This is a genomic window from Microcoleus sp. EPA2, assembly GCA_020882975.1.
In the GTDB taxonomy this organism is placed as follows: domain Bacteria; phylum Cyanobacteriota; class Cyanobacteriia; order Cyanobacteriales; family Microcoleaceae; genus Microcoleus.
The window spans coordinates 38,550-53,147 of record JAHRFD010000016.1 but is presented as its reverse complement, the minus strand read 5'-3'; the positions used below and the strand labels follow the sequence as shown (position 1 = coordinate 53,147).

The window sequence follows — 14,598 nt, the reverse complement described above, 5'->3', positions numbered from 1 at the left end:
TTCTCTTGTACAATTAATATGAATGACGTGGCTTTTACTTCCGATATTGCTAATATTTTAGTGGTAGATGATACTCTAGCAAATTTACAACTACTCGTGGGTATTTTAACAAAACATGGCTATAAGGTTAGACCAGCAAAAGATGGAGTTCAAGCTCTATCTGCAACTCAAATTATTCCTGTAGATTTGATTTTGCTAGACATTAATATGCCAGAAATGGATGGCTATGAAGTCTGTACCAAGCTCAAATCCGATCCCAAAACGCGACATATTCCAGTCATTTTTATCAGTGCGCTTAATGATGTGCTTGATAAAGTTAAAGCCTTTGGTGTCGGCGGTGTAGACTATGTAACCAAACCCTTTCAGGTAGAAGAGGTTTTAGCTCGCGTCGAAACCCATTTAGCATTGCAACGACTCCAAAATAACTTGCAATTAAAAAACACAGAACTGGCTCAAACCAATCAGGAGTTAGCTAATACCTTAAATCGACTACAAGCAACCCAAGAAGAACTCATTCAATCCGAGAAAATGGCAGCACTCGGGCAATTAATAGCAGGGATTGCTCACGAAGTCAATACCCCTTTAGGTGCTATTCGATCTTCCGTCAGTAATATCTCTAAATATTTGGAAGAAATATTTGAAGATTTGCCTCGCTTTGTAGATACACTTTCTGCTAAAGAAATTCAATTGATTCTTAAGATAGCATTATGTTCTATTAACAATAAGCAGCTATTTTCTGCTAAAGACAGTCGCAAAATCAAGCGAGCTGTAACTCGCGAACTAGAAGAAATGGGAGTCCCTGATGCAGATACCATAGCTGATACACTATCCGATATGAAAATATCTGAAGACATCGAGTCATTTTTACCGATTCTGACTCATCCAGATAGCACGAGAATGCTGGAATTTGCTTACAATCTTTCAGGATTGCAGCGAGGTACAAATACGATAGAAACCGCAGTAGAACGTGCTAGTAAGGTTGTATTTGCCTTGAAAAGCTATGCTCATTCCGATCAAAAAAATGAGTTATTTAAAACTAATTTGATAGTAGGAATTGATACTATTTTGACCCTGTATCAAAATTCTATAAAACACGGAGTTGAAGTGGTGCAAAACTACGCAGAAATTCCACTGATTTACTGCTATCCCGATGAACTCAATCAAGTATGGACAAATCTGATTCATAATGCTATTCAAGCAATGGATAACAAAGGAATGCTAACCATTGATGTTACGCAAGAAAGAGGCTTTGCCAAAATCAGTATTACCGATAGTGGAAAAGGAATTCCCGAAGAAATTAAAGACCGAATTTTTGAACCTTTCTTTACCACTAAACCTCCGGGTGAAGGAAGTGGATTGGGATTAGATATTGTCCGCAAAATTGTGAAAAAACATCTAGGTGAAATCGAAGTAACTTCTGTCCCTGGAAAAACAACATTTACGGTTTATTTAAGTATGAATCTCCAACCCGATAGTTCCTCCTAGCGGCAATTACTGATTACCGATTACCGATTACCAATTACCAATTACCCTTACCAATTAATTACCATGTCTAAACCTGTAATTTTGTGTGTTGATGATGAAGCCGTGATTTTAGAAAGCTTGAAGGCTCAATTGAGAAAAGCATTAGGCAGTTCCTATGTTTATGAAGTAGCCCAAGATGCTGAAGAAGCATTAGATATTATTGATGAATTAAATGAAGATGATGTGAGCATTTTATTGATTGTCTCCGATTGGCTGATGCCAGGAATGAAAGGCGATGAATTTATGATTCGCGTGCATCAAAAATTTCCTAATATTGTCAAAATTTTATTAACAGGGCAAGCAGATCAAAAAGCGATCGATCGAGCTTATGCAGCAGCTAATTTACATAAATGTTTGTTTAAGCCCTGGTCGGAAAAAGAGTTGATCGAGACGGTCAAGTCTGGATTAGAAAAATTATGACAAAAGTTTCTAAAAAACCTGTGATTGTTTGTGTAGATGATGAAGTTACTATTTTAACGAGTTTGAAATCGGAACTGAGAAAAGCTTTCGGAGAGGAGTATAGAATCGAAATTGCTGAAGGGGGTGAGGATGCTTTAGAGTTACTGGCAGAATTAATTGAAGAGGGTGATGAAATTCCCTTGATTATTTCCGATTATATTATGCCGGATATGAAGGGAGACGAACTATTGCGCCGCGTTCACGAAATTTCCCCAAAAACCCTGAAAGTAATGCTGACTGGGCAAGCTACTATTGAAGCGGTTGCTAATGCGGTCAAATACGCTAAACTTTATCGGTACATCGGTAAACCTTGGCAGGATGAAGATTTAAGACTAACGGTAACAGAAGCAATCCACAGTTATAGTCAAGATAAACAACTGGCACAAAAAAATTATCAACTTATAGAAATGAATCAAGAGTTAGAAATCCTGACTCGCAGGCAAGCTAAATTAATTGCAGAACTTCAAGAAAAAGAAAGTTATTTACAAGCACTTAATGAATCTTTTTTACGTTTTGTTCCTCGTCAGTTTCTTCAGTTATTAAAAAAAACTAGCTTTCTTGATATTCAATTAGGCGAACAAATTCAGCAAGAAATTTCGGTGTTATTTTCAGATATTCGAGATTTTACAAGTTTATCAGAAAGGATGACACCGGATGATAATTTTAAATTTATTAATGGTTATCTCTCGCGGATGGAACCCGCGATTATCGAAAATCATGGGTTTATTGATAAATATATTGGTGATGCGATCATGGCTTTATTTAATGGAGATGCGGATCGGGCGGTTACAGGTGGAATTGCTATGCTACAAAGGCTAGCGGACTATAATACGACGCGCACGAGACCGGAACGTCCGCCGATTAAAATTGGCATTGGCATTAATACGGGGATATTGATACTGGGAACTGTGGGTGGTGCATCTCGGATGGATGGAACTGTGATCGGCGATGCGGTGAATTTAGCATCTCGTTTGGAGGGATTAACTAAACAGTACGGGGTGCCTTTGCTGATTAGCGATCGCACATTTCGAGCTTTAAAAAATCCTGAAAATTATGACATTCGTTTGATCGATCGCGTTCGAGTCAAGGGGAAATCGGAACAGGTAGGCGTGTATGAAGTTTTTAATGCCGATCCCCCCGAATTGCGAGAAGGGAAGTTAGCCATGCAAAGCAATTTTGAACTGGCGATCGTTTCTTATCATGCCTCTGATAAAGAGGTTGCCCTTCGACTGTTAGAGCAATGTTTGCAAGCCAATCCTGGGGATACAGTGGCTAGAATGTATTGGCAACGCTGTCAGTAAATTGACGATGATATGTACAATACCCGACTTTTTGAAAAAAATCGGGTATCCATTGGCGATCGCCCGCTCATCTCGAACCTAACGCCTTCTACGGCTTCCGAAAGCAGGACTCCGACTGGGTGTACGAGAGTTTCCACCGCTACCAAAACTGGGAGTGCGCCTTTGTTGCGGGGAAGTTGGTTTTGTCGATCGTCTCAAAGTGCTGCCACCATAACCCGAACCGGTCGATCGATTGGCATTGGGCGGTACTGGGCGACGAGTTGCTGGGGTGTTGGATGTGGGCGATCGCAAGCGGCCAGTAGTCCTTAAAGCTTGACGGTTTCTGACAGCAGGTGGGGGGGCTTGATAGCGAGTTTGATATTGGTTAACAGCCTCGCGGTAAGTGTTACCGTACCCGCCATATCCTGTGAGAATTACTCCCGGCTGATAGACTGGTGGCACATAATATCGGGGTGTGAATAACAAACTGCCGATCGCCTGACCGGCCAAGGCCCCAGCAAACGGAGCCCAGAAACCAGATTGCTGTCTTACTACCACTGTTTGTGGCTGACCTGTTTGAGGATTACTGACTGTTTCGGTCACGTTATGAACGTACTCTATTTTAAAATCTTCAGTCAAATGTAAACTGGCTCGATCTTTGTCTAAATTCAGATAACTTTTTTTACCTTGGGATATTTCCTCATCCGTTAACCTAGCCATTTGCAAATCTCTCGATCGATAAACAGAGGAAGTACCGGGGGGAGTATTGAGTAACATCAAACTATATTCCCCCTCACTATCGTCGTAGGTAGCTTGCTGTAAGGGATATTGGCCGGGACTTAAATTATTATTGCTAGGGGGGGCAGAACGGACAGTATTAACATTCTGATTTGCCTCCGGCGTGGGAGTGGGAGAACCACAGCCTATAGTGGTGACGCACAATGTTAAAGCCATGAAATAAACTATCAATTTTCGCAGCATAAATACTAATTTGAATTGGTTATTTGTTATTTGTTGTTTGTTATTTGTTATTGGTTATTTGTTAGTTGTTATTTGTGATTTTATGCAAAGTCTAACTAATAACTAATGACTCCTAACTAATGACTACTAACTAATGACTAATGACTAATGACTACTAACTACTTACTTCCCTAGAGAGGAATGAGTTCGGAAAAATTTACCAACAATTGGTCGTTAGTAAGTTCGTCTCCCAACTGTGCGGGCGAAAAGTGAATTTGGATAGCTCTGAGCCTTTGCTGATAGTGTAAATTAATCAGTGCTTTTAAACCCTGTTTTAGGGCGCTGATATCTGCTAGGTCTGTTTCCAGTTGGGGAACTTCGCCTTCATAGGCTACTGTCAGCATCACCACGACATTTCTAGTCACGGGCAAAGATAAGGGAGAATTGCGATCGTCCACAGAGTTGCTGTATTGAGGTTCGCTCAGATAGCGTTCTGCTGAATCTGTAAACAGTTCATCTACATAATCGCCTGCTTCCCCTTCATCCCAAAAAACATCACCTTCGTTGGCCGCTGATTGCCAGTAGTTATCGTACTGCAATAGGTGATTGCAAACTTGTACCAAGCCTTCTCCGAGGACTGTTAAATCCCCATCGGCGTCTATGGCATCTCTGGCAGTGCTGTTGAGAACTCCCAACAATGGTGCAACTTCTTCACCACTGAGGTGAATGAATACGCGACAAACTGCAAATCGCGTTTTACCTGTGAATTGATTGAATCGATCGCCAATAGTATTCATAACCCATGGTTTTAATCTATAGTTATATATTTTACACTTTCAAATAAAAATTTTTTGTCTATCTTGTGACGGATTTTTAGTAAGAGGTGAGTAGCTGAAGTAAATCGGAGTTCCGATTTACTCCAAATTGGTGCTACCGCAAGATTACTATTGGACGATCGCACTTGGGGCAGATGCGATCGGGCGAGACGATCCCAAATCCAGTTCGCCACCAGGTGCTTCCGGGTGTTCCCGAACCACTAGCAGGGGTGATGCACTTTCAGTTGCAGCCATCGGGGACTCGTATTCAGCATCCGTGGGAACTTCCAGGTATGCTTCCATCGATTCATCGGCGATCGACTCTTGAAAAACTTCAAAATTATCACTCATGGCAGCGCAAGCAGCCTGAGCCCGTTTGCCTACACGGTAACTCATGTAAGCAGCGCCACCGCCCAAAACCCCAGCTAAGCCGAGAAAACCCAAAGCTAATCTTTTGTAAGATTTGTAGGGATTCATTTGAGCCTCGCCACCGGAACCAACTAGGGTTGTTGCAGAACCCGATTGAGTAGCATTGGATTTGCTGTAGGAACAAGGAAAAGCCAATGCTGCGTCGCCTAGTGCAATACTGCTCGCGATCGCAACGCTCGAAGCAATGCCAGCTAACACTTGAAACTTTTTCATGGTGCTCTGGATTTTGTAAAGGATAATTAAAAAAATAATGGTAGCAGCTCTTCACAAATCTATCAACTCTCAGAGGCACCAAAATCGCGATTCGATCGCACATATCCAGAATCAACAGCAATCACCACTGCCAATTGCGTGGGGCAATAAACAACCAAAAGCCTTGTAGGACAAGCATTTGAGCGAACACAGAGGGATGGCTTTTGTGCGGTGTCGCCCAGAGTGCGATCGCGCATCAATTCAAAAATCTGATATCAAAGAGTAGAAAATTTAATTACACAGTGACAAATACTTGGTGACAAACTACTTTTAAGGTTATTTTTGAAAAGACTTAGTTATTGCAAGCAATGTCAGTAACTCAGGTCTAAAGACGCTGAGTTTCCCACTTACCGGACTTTTTTTATGACAGACAGCATGGATCAAGGCATAGTAAGATCGCCTCGCCGATTGTTGGTAACAGGTGGGGCTGGATTTATCGGCTCCAATTTTGTACATCACTGGTGCAGTAGCTATCCAGGCGATCGAGTAGTGGTACTCGATGCTCTCACCTATGCAGGAAACAGAAAAACCCTAGCCAGTTTGGAAGGGGGAGAAAATTTTCGGTTTGTACAAGGGGATATTTGCGATCGGGCCCTGATCGATACCTTACTTCAAACCGAAAACATCAACACAGTCGCCCATTTTGCGGCAGAATCCCACGTCGATCGATCGATTATCGGGCCTGCCGCCTTTGTCCAAACAAACGTTGTCGGAACCTTCACCCTTCTCGAAGCCTTCCGCAAGCATTTTGAAGCAATAGACGACTTGTCCCTCAAAGCACAAATGCGCTTTCTCCATGTTTCCACGGACGAAGTTTATGGCAGTCTTGGCCCCGACGACCCAGCATTTACTGAAACAACCGCCTACGAGCCCAATAGTCCCTACTCAGCCTCAAAAGCCGGTAGCGACCACCTCGCCCGTGCCTATTTCCATACCTACGGTGTCCCCACAATTATCACCAATTGCTCTAACAATTACGGTCCCTATCACTTCCCCGAAAAGCTAATTCCATTAATGTGCATCAATATGCTTTTGGGCAAACCATTGCCAGTTTATGGCGACGGTCAAAACGTCCGAGATTGGCTATATGTACTCGACCACTGCCGAGCTTTAGATGCCGTAATCCACGACGGTAAGCCCGGAGAAACTTATAATGTAGGCGGCAACAACGAAGTAAAAAATCTCGATTTAGTCAAGATGCTATGCCAACTAATGGACGAGTTGGCAGAAGATTTACCCGCCCGTCCCTGCGAACAATTAATCACCTTTGTCAAAGACAGAGCCGGACACGATCGACGTTATGCTATTGATGCAACCAAAATTAAAAATGACCTAAATTGGACTCCTTCAGTCACAGTAGAGGAAGGTTTGCGGCGTACTGTAGAATGGTATTTAGCCAATCGCGATTGGTGGGAGCCACTGCTGTCGGAAGAATATCAGAGTTACTACCGCAAAGTCTACACTAATTAGTCAGTAGTCATTAGTCATTAGTCAGTAGTCAGTAGTCAGTAGTTATTTGCGGTGCCCTTCGACTACGCGGTTCCTGAGCGGAGTCGAAGGGCAGGGCACCGCAAATAACTAATAACCCATAACCAATAACCCTTCGACTACGCGGTTCCTGAGCGGAGTCGAAGGGCAGGGCACCGCAAATAACCAATAACAAATAATGAAAGCTTCCACTACAAAGAGAAAGCAACAATGACCGAAATGAAATGGATCGATCGCCTCCTGGAACCTAAATACTGGCTGTTAGGCATAGCCTCCGGTTTGATAGTCATACACCTGACTCTCACTGCTAGAACAGACAGTACAGACCTATTCGGCACAATGTTACTCTTCTGGGGAGTCGTAGCATTTCTCATCTGGGAAAGACACGAAACATTAACTTTAGAAAGCGGAATTTTTAGCAGTTGCTTTGCAGCATCATTAATTGCTTTAATATTGCTCAAAAGTTCATCCATATATGGCTACGACTTTTTTATCAGGATAACACCTTTCTTATCTGGCATCAGTCTGGCTTTGCTAGCTTCTGGAACCAAAGGACTGAAACAATATTGGCAAGAACTTCTGATTCTCGCCTATACAGGTATTCCTCCAGGACTCATAGGAGTATTTATTGATGTTGCCCTATTAACCGCTAAATTTTCAGCTTTCCTCCTCCACTATTTAGGATTTGAAGTTGTTCGTCAAGGAGTATTTCTTATTCTAGAAAAAGGTAGCGTGGAGGTGTATCATGGCTGTTCTGGAGTGAATGCAATCCTACAATTATTAGGACTAGCAATCGTGTTTTTACTAATGTTTCCTACAACCAACACACAAAAAATTGTAGTCCCCATCATTGCAGTCCTTATTGGATTTGTAGTCAATGCAGCCAGAGTTGCTCTCATGGCTGTACTGGTATCACTATCTCAACCGGAAGCTTTTAAATACTGGCATGAAGGCAATGGATCGGTAATTTTTTCAATGATTGCAGTCTTCCTGTTCGGGTTATTCTGTTGGTTGGCAATCTTGCAAGACACGCCCCATCAAAAAACAACTAATCACTAATGGCTATTACCTATTGGAAAACCGCGAGAATTTCTATTTTAGCGGTTACTTTTACAGGGGTTTTATTAGTTATAGGAAGATTGACACTCTCTCCATCGACAGGTAATTTTTCCCTGACCCCCTTTGATTTTCCAGAGTCCGTACCTCTAACTGATTGGCAAATGCAGGAGAGTACACCTCTGAAAATTAGCGATAATTCTCAAATAAAAGTTGGGCGAAAGTATGAATATCAAAAAAATAACACTACTCTAGAAATAGAGATGCGTTATGTGGTTGGAACCACCGGAGATGTTGAAAATATGATGAAAGGACATACTATTCTCAAGTCGTCTCCTGGTAAACTAGCATTGGCAGAAACTCAAGGTGTGGGTTTTTACGGAATTTTGCCCCAGCAAAATCGACTATACCTGAGTTCCTGCATAAATCCCCGCGGCCGTGCTACAGTGACAGCCGAACAGTTTAGATACAACCGAAATACTCGTGACTGGAATTTCAACCGCATTTTGTTTTGGCTATTGGGTAAGGGAAATATTCAAGATCAGCGCTGTTTGTGGACCCAAATGTCTATACCTTTGGACCAAACAAATCGTGAAGATGCCAAGAAAATTCTAGAGAATGCTTGGGTTTCTTGGTATGGGTGGTGGCAGCCCAGATTTCCCGAACCTTAAGTCAAGTCAAGAGAGATTGTTCTTAACAACAGGCGCATTATTTTGTCACTAACTCAGGTCTAAAAACGCTGAGTTTCCCACTTACCGGACTTTTTTTATGAATGACATACAAGGCGAGCAAGGTTTTTCTATATACAGGCTGCGTTGGATTGGCTACGGTCTATTAATTTTGTCATTATTAGATACGATCGCTGTTCTGATACCAGCAAATTTTGGCAATCGTGTGTGGGAATTGCAGACGATTGGGGCTGTGGTAGAACGAGTACCAGTTCCTCTGTTGGCCATGACCCTCATATTTTTTGGAGAAGGTTACGATCGCAGAAGCTTGGAAGACATTTTTTTGAAGTTTTTGTCTTGGATTTGTCTGTTACTGGCCCTGGTATTTCTGTTAATGCTACCCTTGGGGCTTTTTGGCACTATTTATGTCAACAATCAAAACAATAAACAGATTACCAATCAAGCAAACCAACAATTAGCTCAGTTGCAGCAAGTGGAAGAAAGGCTGAATAAGGGTACTCCCGAAGACTTAAAGAATTTGGGCACTGAACTAAATCGCCTGGGAGTACCAGCGGATACGCAAAACCCGCAGGAATTGAAAACTCAAATTCTTTCGAGAATTACTCCGGCGAAGGAACGTTTGCAGGCTCAAAGCGCAGTGGTGCAGTCAAATCAGCGCTTGGGGCTATTCAAAAATGCGATTAAGTGGCTATTGGGGGCGCTGATTTCTAGCGTTTTGTTTTTTATGCTGTGGCGCGGTACTGATTGGGCTCGATAGTAGTGTTGAGTGAATTGATATCGTGATGCCCAATCCGGCTATGATATTAAATCCTCTCTTCATCCGAACTATTCAGAGTTCTATTCTCGGACTCTGTGTCAAGAGTGTTCTAGTAAGGTTAAATCATTCCGCTTCAACGGTCAAAGATAGGATAACCCGTGAATGCCTTGGTAAAAGTAAGGTGCATCGCGATCGACTATTCTGGCTATAGGCCAGGATTCTGTAGCGACGCGCCTTACTTGTTTGCTATTAAATGTTGATTCAGGGTATTTTCTAATTTCTCGGCAATGCCTTCAACCCAATTTTCATCTTGTTTTGTATAGCTGCGAGGCGCGTTAGCACCTAAAATTAAAACGCCTTGATTGCCAAGGGGCTGACAAATCACTCCTTGGGTATTTTCAGGTAAATAGTCAAATTCAATTTTGCCGGGATAAATATTCAAATTTACTAAATAAACTGGTTTGTTTTTCTCGAATACTCGCTGCAAGATTGGGCCTGGTTTAACTTCGGGATTGACTGCTAAAATGCCACGTCGCAATATAACTTTTCCTTGATATAAAATCACGATCGCCCTTGTGGCCGTATTTGTCAATAGCAAACGGGAGGCCCAAGCCAATTCTATTTTCACCACATCCGGCAAATCCGGCGCAAATTCAAAACCTTCTTCGCCAATGAGTTGGACTGAATCGGGCGATCGCGCCTGCACCTGCTGCCATAGCAAACCTGTTAAAATCAGTACAGCACTGATAATCACCCCCAGAGCATCGGAGCGAGCTTGAGAATCGGTGAGTTGCTCAGTCAGCAAGCGATTGACCATCAGCAGAGTACCGGCTAATCCTCCAGCCACTAAGGGTAACTGCCGCAAAACTCGATTTGGATCGGATTTAGTCATTTATAGAAGGAACAACGAAAAAGGTCAATACAAACTTTTGACGGTTGGCTGTGGGCGGTCAACAATTGCCACTGACAACCATCAACCGTCAACCCACTGACTTTAGCCAACTTCCCCAGGTTCGACAATGCGCTGGAACAGATAGCCGGTGCCACGGGCGGTGAGAATTAATTCAGGATTGCTGGGGTCATCCTCTAACTTGGCTCTCAAGCGCGAGATGTGAACGTCCACTACACGGGTGTCTACGTGGCGCTCAGGCGTATATCCCCAAACTTCCTGCAAAATTTCCGATCGCGAAAAAGGTTCTCCAGAACGGCTAACCAACAGCTCTAGCAAGCTGAATTCCATGCCCGTGAGCCGAATCCGTTCGTCACCTTTATAAACTTGGCGTTTGTTGGTGTCAATCCGAATATTCGTTACCTGGATGACTCCCGAACTGGGAATTCCCGAAGCGCCGTTTTTGTCAACTCTGCGCAGTACCGAACGGATGCGAGCTTCTAGTTCCTTGGGAGAAAAAGGTTTGACGACGTAATCGTCGGCGCCTAATTCTAAACCAGTGATGCGATCGGCTACATCTCCCAAAGCAGTTAGCATGATGATAGGCACATCAGATTCCTTCCGCAACTCCTGACAAACCCCATAGCCATCCAGCTTTGGCATCATCACGTCCAAAACCACTAAATCTGGTTCCGTGTTGCGAAATATATCGAGAGCTTCTTCACCGTCGGCTGCGGTGACAACATCATAGCCAATCATGGAAAGGCGAGTTTCCAGAATCCGCCGGATGCTGGCTTCGTCATCGACTACCAGAATTTTTTCTTTATGGTTTTCCAAGTTACTCAACACTCCTTAAGTTAAATTCGAGATAATGTTTATTTTTGTACTCTATTATTAAGACACAAACTGATCCGCCTGGGGCGATCGCTCTGAAAGCTTTATGATTGCTTTAGTTCAGACTTGGAAAGAATGTGTTCGGCAATTATTTATCATAGTAAACAATGCCAAAACCTCGAATACAATATATTTGTCGGGAATGTGGGTATGAGTCGCCACAATATTTTGGCAGATGTCCTAGCTGTCAGAAGTGGGATTCTTTCGACGAGCAGGTAGAACCATCTACCATTGCCGTACCACGGGCTGGTTTGACTGGGGTAACGACTAAGGCAGCAGGCGGTGCACCTGTTGATAAATCCAAGGGTCAACCCAGGGTATCTTTTAGATTATCGCAGATTGCTGACCAAACTCAATCTCGCTGGCCTTCGGGCTATGCTGAGTTCGATCGCGTGTTGGGAGGTGGTATTGTTCCCGGTTCCCTGGTATTGATTGGGGGGGAACCGGGGATTGGGAAATCGACGCTGTTGTTGCAGGTGGCAAATCAGTTGGCGCGCAAGGATCGCATACTGTATGTAAGTGCCGAGGAGTCTGGCCAGCAGGTGAAATTGCGATCGCAACGTTTGGGAGTGGCTAATCCGGTTGATTTGTCAAGTAAGAACTCTGATTTATCTGACAGTAACGGACACGCTAATAACGGGGCTGCTCAAACTGATTCTGAGGATTGTTCAGCGGATAATTTCTACTTACTTCCAGAGACGGATTTAGAAGTTGTGTTGCGGGAGTTGGAAGCCCTAAAACCGAATGTAGCAGTTATTGACAGTATCCAGACTATTTATTTTGCTAGTTTAACATCAGCACCAGGATCGGTGGCTCAGGTGCGGGAATGTACCTCGGCTTTGATGCAGGTGGCAAAAAGAGAAAATATTACGTTATTTATTGTAGGTCACGTTACCAAAGATGGAGGTTTAGCCGGGCCGAGGGTATTGGAACATTTAGTAGATACTGTACTATATTTTGAGGGCGATCGCTTTGCTTCCCATCGACTGTTGCGATCGATGAAAAACCGTTTCGGTGCAACTCATGAAATCGGAGTCTTTGAAATGGTAGCCGAGGGATTGCGAGAAGTAGACAATCCATCGGAGCTATTTTTAGGAAATCGGGACGAGTTTTCCCCCGGTACCTCAACGACAGTGACTTGCGAAGGAACGAGACCAATTTTAGTAGAAATTCAAGCCTTAGTCAGCCCTGCGAGTTTTGGTTCGCCCCGCCGTTCTACCACGGGAGTGGATAATAGTAGATTGCAACAAATTTTAGCAGTTTTGGAAAAAAGAGTTGGGATTCCCCTGTCGAAATTAGATACAATTGTAGCATCCGTGGGAGGGTTGAAGGTAGAAGAACCGGCTGCGGATTTGGCAGTGGCGATCGCCGTTGTAGCCAGTTTTCGCGATCGCATAGTTGATGCCAGGACAGTGTTACTAGGAGAAGTCGGTTTAGGGGGACAAGTTCGCCCTGTTTCTCAATTAGAATTAAGGCTGAGAGAAGCCGCGAAACTGGGTTTTAAAAGAGCAATTATTCCCAAGAATCAACCAGTGCCAGATTTGGGGATGCAGATTCTGCCAGTCGCCAAAGTAATTGATGCAATCATTGCAGCTATTCCCGCAACTCCAAGTCAATTGCAGTCCATTGAAGTCGAGGAAATGGAAGAAAAGGAAGAAATGGAGTAATATCAAAGAATCATCTGAATATATTGTTTTAACACAGGTGGAATCGTGAAAATCGTTTCAGATTCACAGCTCAATTTTGCAATGATGCCCCGTCTGTCTAAAGATTGAATTGCTTTAAATAATTCGACCTGCGAACCTTGACATTTTGACATCAATAGGGTAAAGGAAACAGGATCACTTTCATTGCTGATTAGGGCGATCGCCTGTTTTTCTATTTCCGACAACCGCTGATAGTGCTGCTGCAATATCGGTGTCAATTCGTCAGCTAAAAATACTGGTTGATAACTTAAATATTGAGATCCTCTACCGCTAAATAAGTTGTTAATGGTTTGAGCGACTAATTTTAACCAGAGGGGATTGCCTTGATAAAGTTCAATCAATTCTGGCCAGTATTCTTCATCCAATAAACCTTTTTCTCTAAGAATTTCTGTTGCTGCTTCACCTAAACCAGTTAATTGTAATAAACATACTGCTGAATTATCGTCGGTGAATGTGAGGATGTCTGAGGGAGGTTCCCAACTATTGAGGATTAAGCAACTGTTGTGGGGAATTTCGCCGATGAGTTTAAATAGGGTTCCGTAGTTTTCATATCCGGGTTTATAATATCCTGCAAGTTGTCCGCTGCTGAGAATTTGTTGCACGTCATCGAGGACGATCAGACAGCGATTTTCGCGCAATGTTTCTATGAGGATTGACAATTGAGCATCGGTGTTGGCGGGGAGGTTAATTTCTGGTTGATTTGAGAGAAATTGAATAATATTTTTAATAGTTGTTTCTAGGGGTGGGGAGGTGCGGAGACTGCGCCAGATGATGCGATCGAACTGAGTTTGAATTTGGGGGATGAGGTGACGGGCGATCGAGCTTTTGCCGGTGCCTGCCATGCCTGTGGTGGTGAGGAGGCGGCAGTTTTGCTCTAGAATCCAGGTTTCGAGAGTGGTGAGGGGGGATGAGGGGCGATCGTAGAATGTTCTGAGAGTCGGTGCATCTCTTAAATCGAGTCGCGGTTTTGGTTGGGTGTTGTCTTCATTTGAGGTTTGTGTAGGGGGTGAGTTTTGTGGAGCTTTTGGAGGGTGCGAGGTTTCTGTGCAGACGTTTATATTCCCTTTGTGGACAAGGTTAAAATAACCAGAATTTGAAATTTTAGAGATTTCATATCTTTCCATTGCAGAGCGTAAAGTAGTTTTACTAACCTTTTCACCTAACTTTTTTTTAATGAGTTGCCATAATTTTGAAGCGACATTAGCAACATGATGTTCAGTACAGTGATATTCTTTAGCAATCTGGGAGTATCTTTTACCTTGCCAAGTAGCGAGCAATACTGCCTGTTGCAGGTTGTCTAAGTGTTTGCCCGTTTTGGCTAAAACCAGGTCGTCAGCCAATCTCAAGACTTCCTTAATGTCCATAGTCAATTAGGTGCGTATGATCTCGGTATCATATCA

At 43.2% G+C, this 14,598-nt stretch carries 15 protein-coding genes; 8 read left to right on the top strand and 7 right to left on the bottom strand.

Features of this window, described 5'->3' with window-relative positions:
- The first annotated feature begins 18 nt into the window (after positions 1-18).
- The 3 genes from AAFP14_RS15720 to AAFP14_RS15710 all read left to right on the top strand — a co-directional run bounded on the left by AAFP14_RS15720 (position 19) and on the right by AAFP14_RS15710 (position 3,284).
- Positions 19-1,485: a sensor histidine kinase gene (locus AAFP14_RS15720; protein ID WP_341733188.1), complete on the top strand. Its 1,467-nt coding sequence runs from the start codon at positions 19-21 to the stop codon at positions 1,483-1,485.
- A gap of 63 nt (positions 1,486-1,548) precedes the next feature.
- On the top strand, positions 1,549-1,944 hold the full coding sequence (locus AAFP14_RS15715; protein WP_341733187.1) for a response regulator: 396 nt from the start codon (positions 1,549-1,551) through the stop codon (positions 1,942-1,944).
- Positions 1,941-3,284, top strand: a complete 1,344-nt coding sequence (locus tag AAFP14_RS15710) for an adenylate/guanylate cyclase domain-containing protein (RefSeq protein WP_341733186.1) — start codon at positions 1,941-1,943, stop codon at positions 3,282-3,284. Before AAFP14_RS15715 ends, AAFP14_RS15710 begins: the two co-directional genes overlap by 4 nt.
- A 78-nt stretch (positions 3,285-3,362) precedes the next feature.
- Here AAFP14_RS15710 and AAFP14_RS15705 read toward each other — a convergent pair whose 3' ends face one another.
- The 4 genes from AAFP14_RS15705 to AAFP14_RS15690 all read right to left on the bottom strand — a co-directional run bounded on the left by AAFP14_RS15705 (position 3,363) and on the right by AAFP14_RS15690 (position 5,919).
- Positions 3,363-4,244, bottom strand: a complete 882-nt coding sequence (locus tag AAFP14_RS15705; protein ID WP_341733185.1) for a hypothetical protein — start codon at positions 4,242-4,244, stop codon at positions 3,363-3,365.
- A gap of 170 nt (positions 4,245-4,414) precedes the next feature.
- Entirely contained in the window at positions 4,415-5,020 is a 606-nt protein-coding gene (locus tag AAFP14_RS15700) for a DUF1517 domain-containing protein (protein ID WP_341733184.1), read from the bottom strand.
- A 147-nt stretch (positions 5,021-5,167) separates the two neighbouring features.
- A complete protein-coding gene (locus AAFP14_RS15695; RefSeq protein ID WP_341733183.1) occupies positions 5,168-5,680 on the bottom strand; it encodes a hypothetical protein in 513 nt (170 codons plus the stop codon).
- 62 nt (positions 5,681-5,742) lie between these two features.
- On the bottom strand, positions 5,743-5,919 hold the full coding sequence (locus AAFP14_RS15690) for a hypothetical protein (RefSeq protein WP_341733182.1): 177 nt from the start codon (positions 5,917-5,919) through the stop codon (positions 5,743-5,745).
- Between the two features lie 163 nt (positions 5,920-6,082).
- Here AAFP14_RS15690 and rfbB point away from each other — a divergent pair, with 163 nt between their 5' ends.
- The 4 genes from rfbB to hpsJ-A all read left to right on the top strand — a co-directional run bounded on the left by rfbB (position 6,083) and on the right by hpsJ-A (position 9,709).
- Positions 6,083-7,189, top strand: coding sequence for a dTDP-glucose 4,6-dehydratase (rfbB, locus tag AAFP14_RS15685; RefSeq protein ID WP_341733181.1), 1,107 nt, complete (start codon positions 6,083-6,085; stop codon positions 7,187-7,189).
- A gap of 228 nt (positions 7,190-7,417) precedes the next feature.
- Positions 7,418-8,266, top strand: a complete 849-nt coding sequence (gene crtA / locus AAFP14_RS15680) for a cyanoexosortase A (protein WP_341733180.1) — start codon at positions 7,418-7,420, stop codon at positions 8,264-8,266.
- Positions 8,266-8,934, top strand: coding sequence for a cyanoexosortase A system-associated protein (locus AAFP14_RS15675; RefSeq protein ID WP_341733179.1), 669 nt, complete (start codon positions 8,266-8,268; stop codon positions 8,932-8,934). Before crtA ends, AAFP14_RS15675 begins: the two co-directional genes overlap by 1 nt.
- 97 nt (positions 8,935-9,031) lie before the next feature.
- Positions 9,032-9,709 carry an HpsJ-like protein, cyanoexosortase A-associated gene (gene hpsJ-A / locus AAFP14_RS15670; protein WP_341733178.1) on the top strand — a complete coding sequence of 226 codons (678 nt, stop codon included), beginning with the start codon at positions 9,032-9,034 and terminating at the stop codon, positions 9,707-9,709.
- Positions 9,710-9,944: 235 nt separating this feature from the next.
- Here hpsJ-A and AAFP14_RS15665 read toward each other — a convergent pair whose 3' ends face one another.
- Both AAFP14_RS15665 and rpaB read right to left on the bottom strand, forming a co-directional pair.
- The gene (locus AAFP14_RS15665) at positions 9,945-10,601 is read right to left on the bottom strand and encodes a cofactor assembly of complex C subunit B (protein ID WP_341733177.1); all 657 of its coding nucleotides are present in this window, start codon (positions 10,599-10,601) and stop codon (positions 9,945-9,947) included.
- 102 nt (positions 10,602-10,703) lie between these two features.
- A complete protein-coding gene (gene rpaB, locus AAFP14_RS15660; protein ID WP_340525754.1) occupies positions 10,704-11,435 on the bottom strand; it encodes a response regulator transcription factor RpaB in 732 nt (243 codons plus the stop codon).
- 164 nt (positions 11,436-11,599) lie between these two features.
- On the opposite strand from rpaB, the gene radA reads away from it, so the two are divergent.
- Positions 11,600-13,159 carry a DNA repair protein RadA gene (gene radA, locus AAFP14_RS15655; RefSeq protein WP_341733176.1) on the top strand — a complete coding sequence of 520 codons (1,560 nt, stop codon included), beginning with the start codon at positions 11,600-11,602 and terminating at the stop codon, positions 13,157-13,159.
- A gap of 2 nt (positions 13,160-13,161) precedes the next feature.
- On the opposite strand, the gene AAFP14_RS15650 is transcribed toward radA, so the two are convergent.
- Positions 13,162-14,562, bottom strand: a complete 1,401-nt coding sequence (locus tag AAFP14_RS15650; protein ID WP_341733175.1) for a helix-turn-helix domain-containing protein — start codon at positions 14,560-14,562, stop codon at positions 13,162-13,164.
- Between the last annotated feature and the right edge of the window lie 36 nt (positions 14,563-14,598).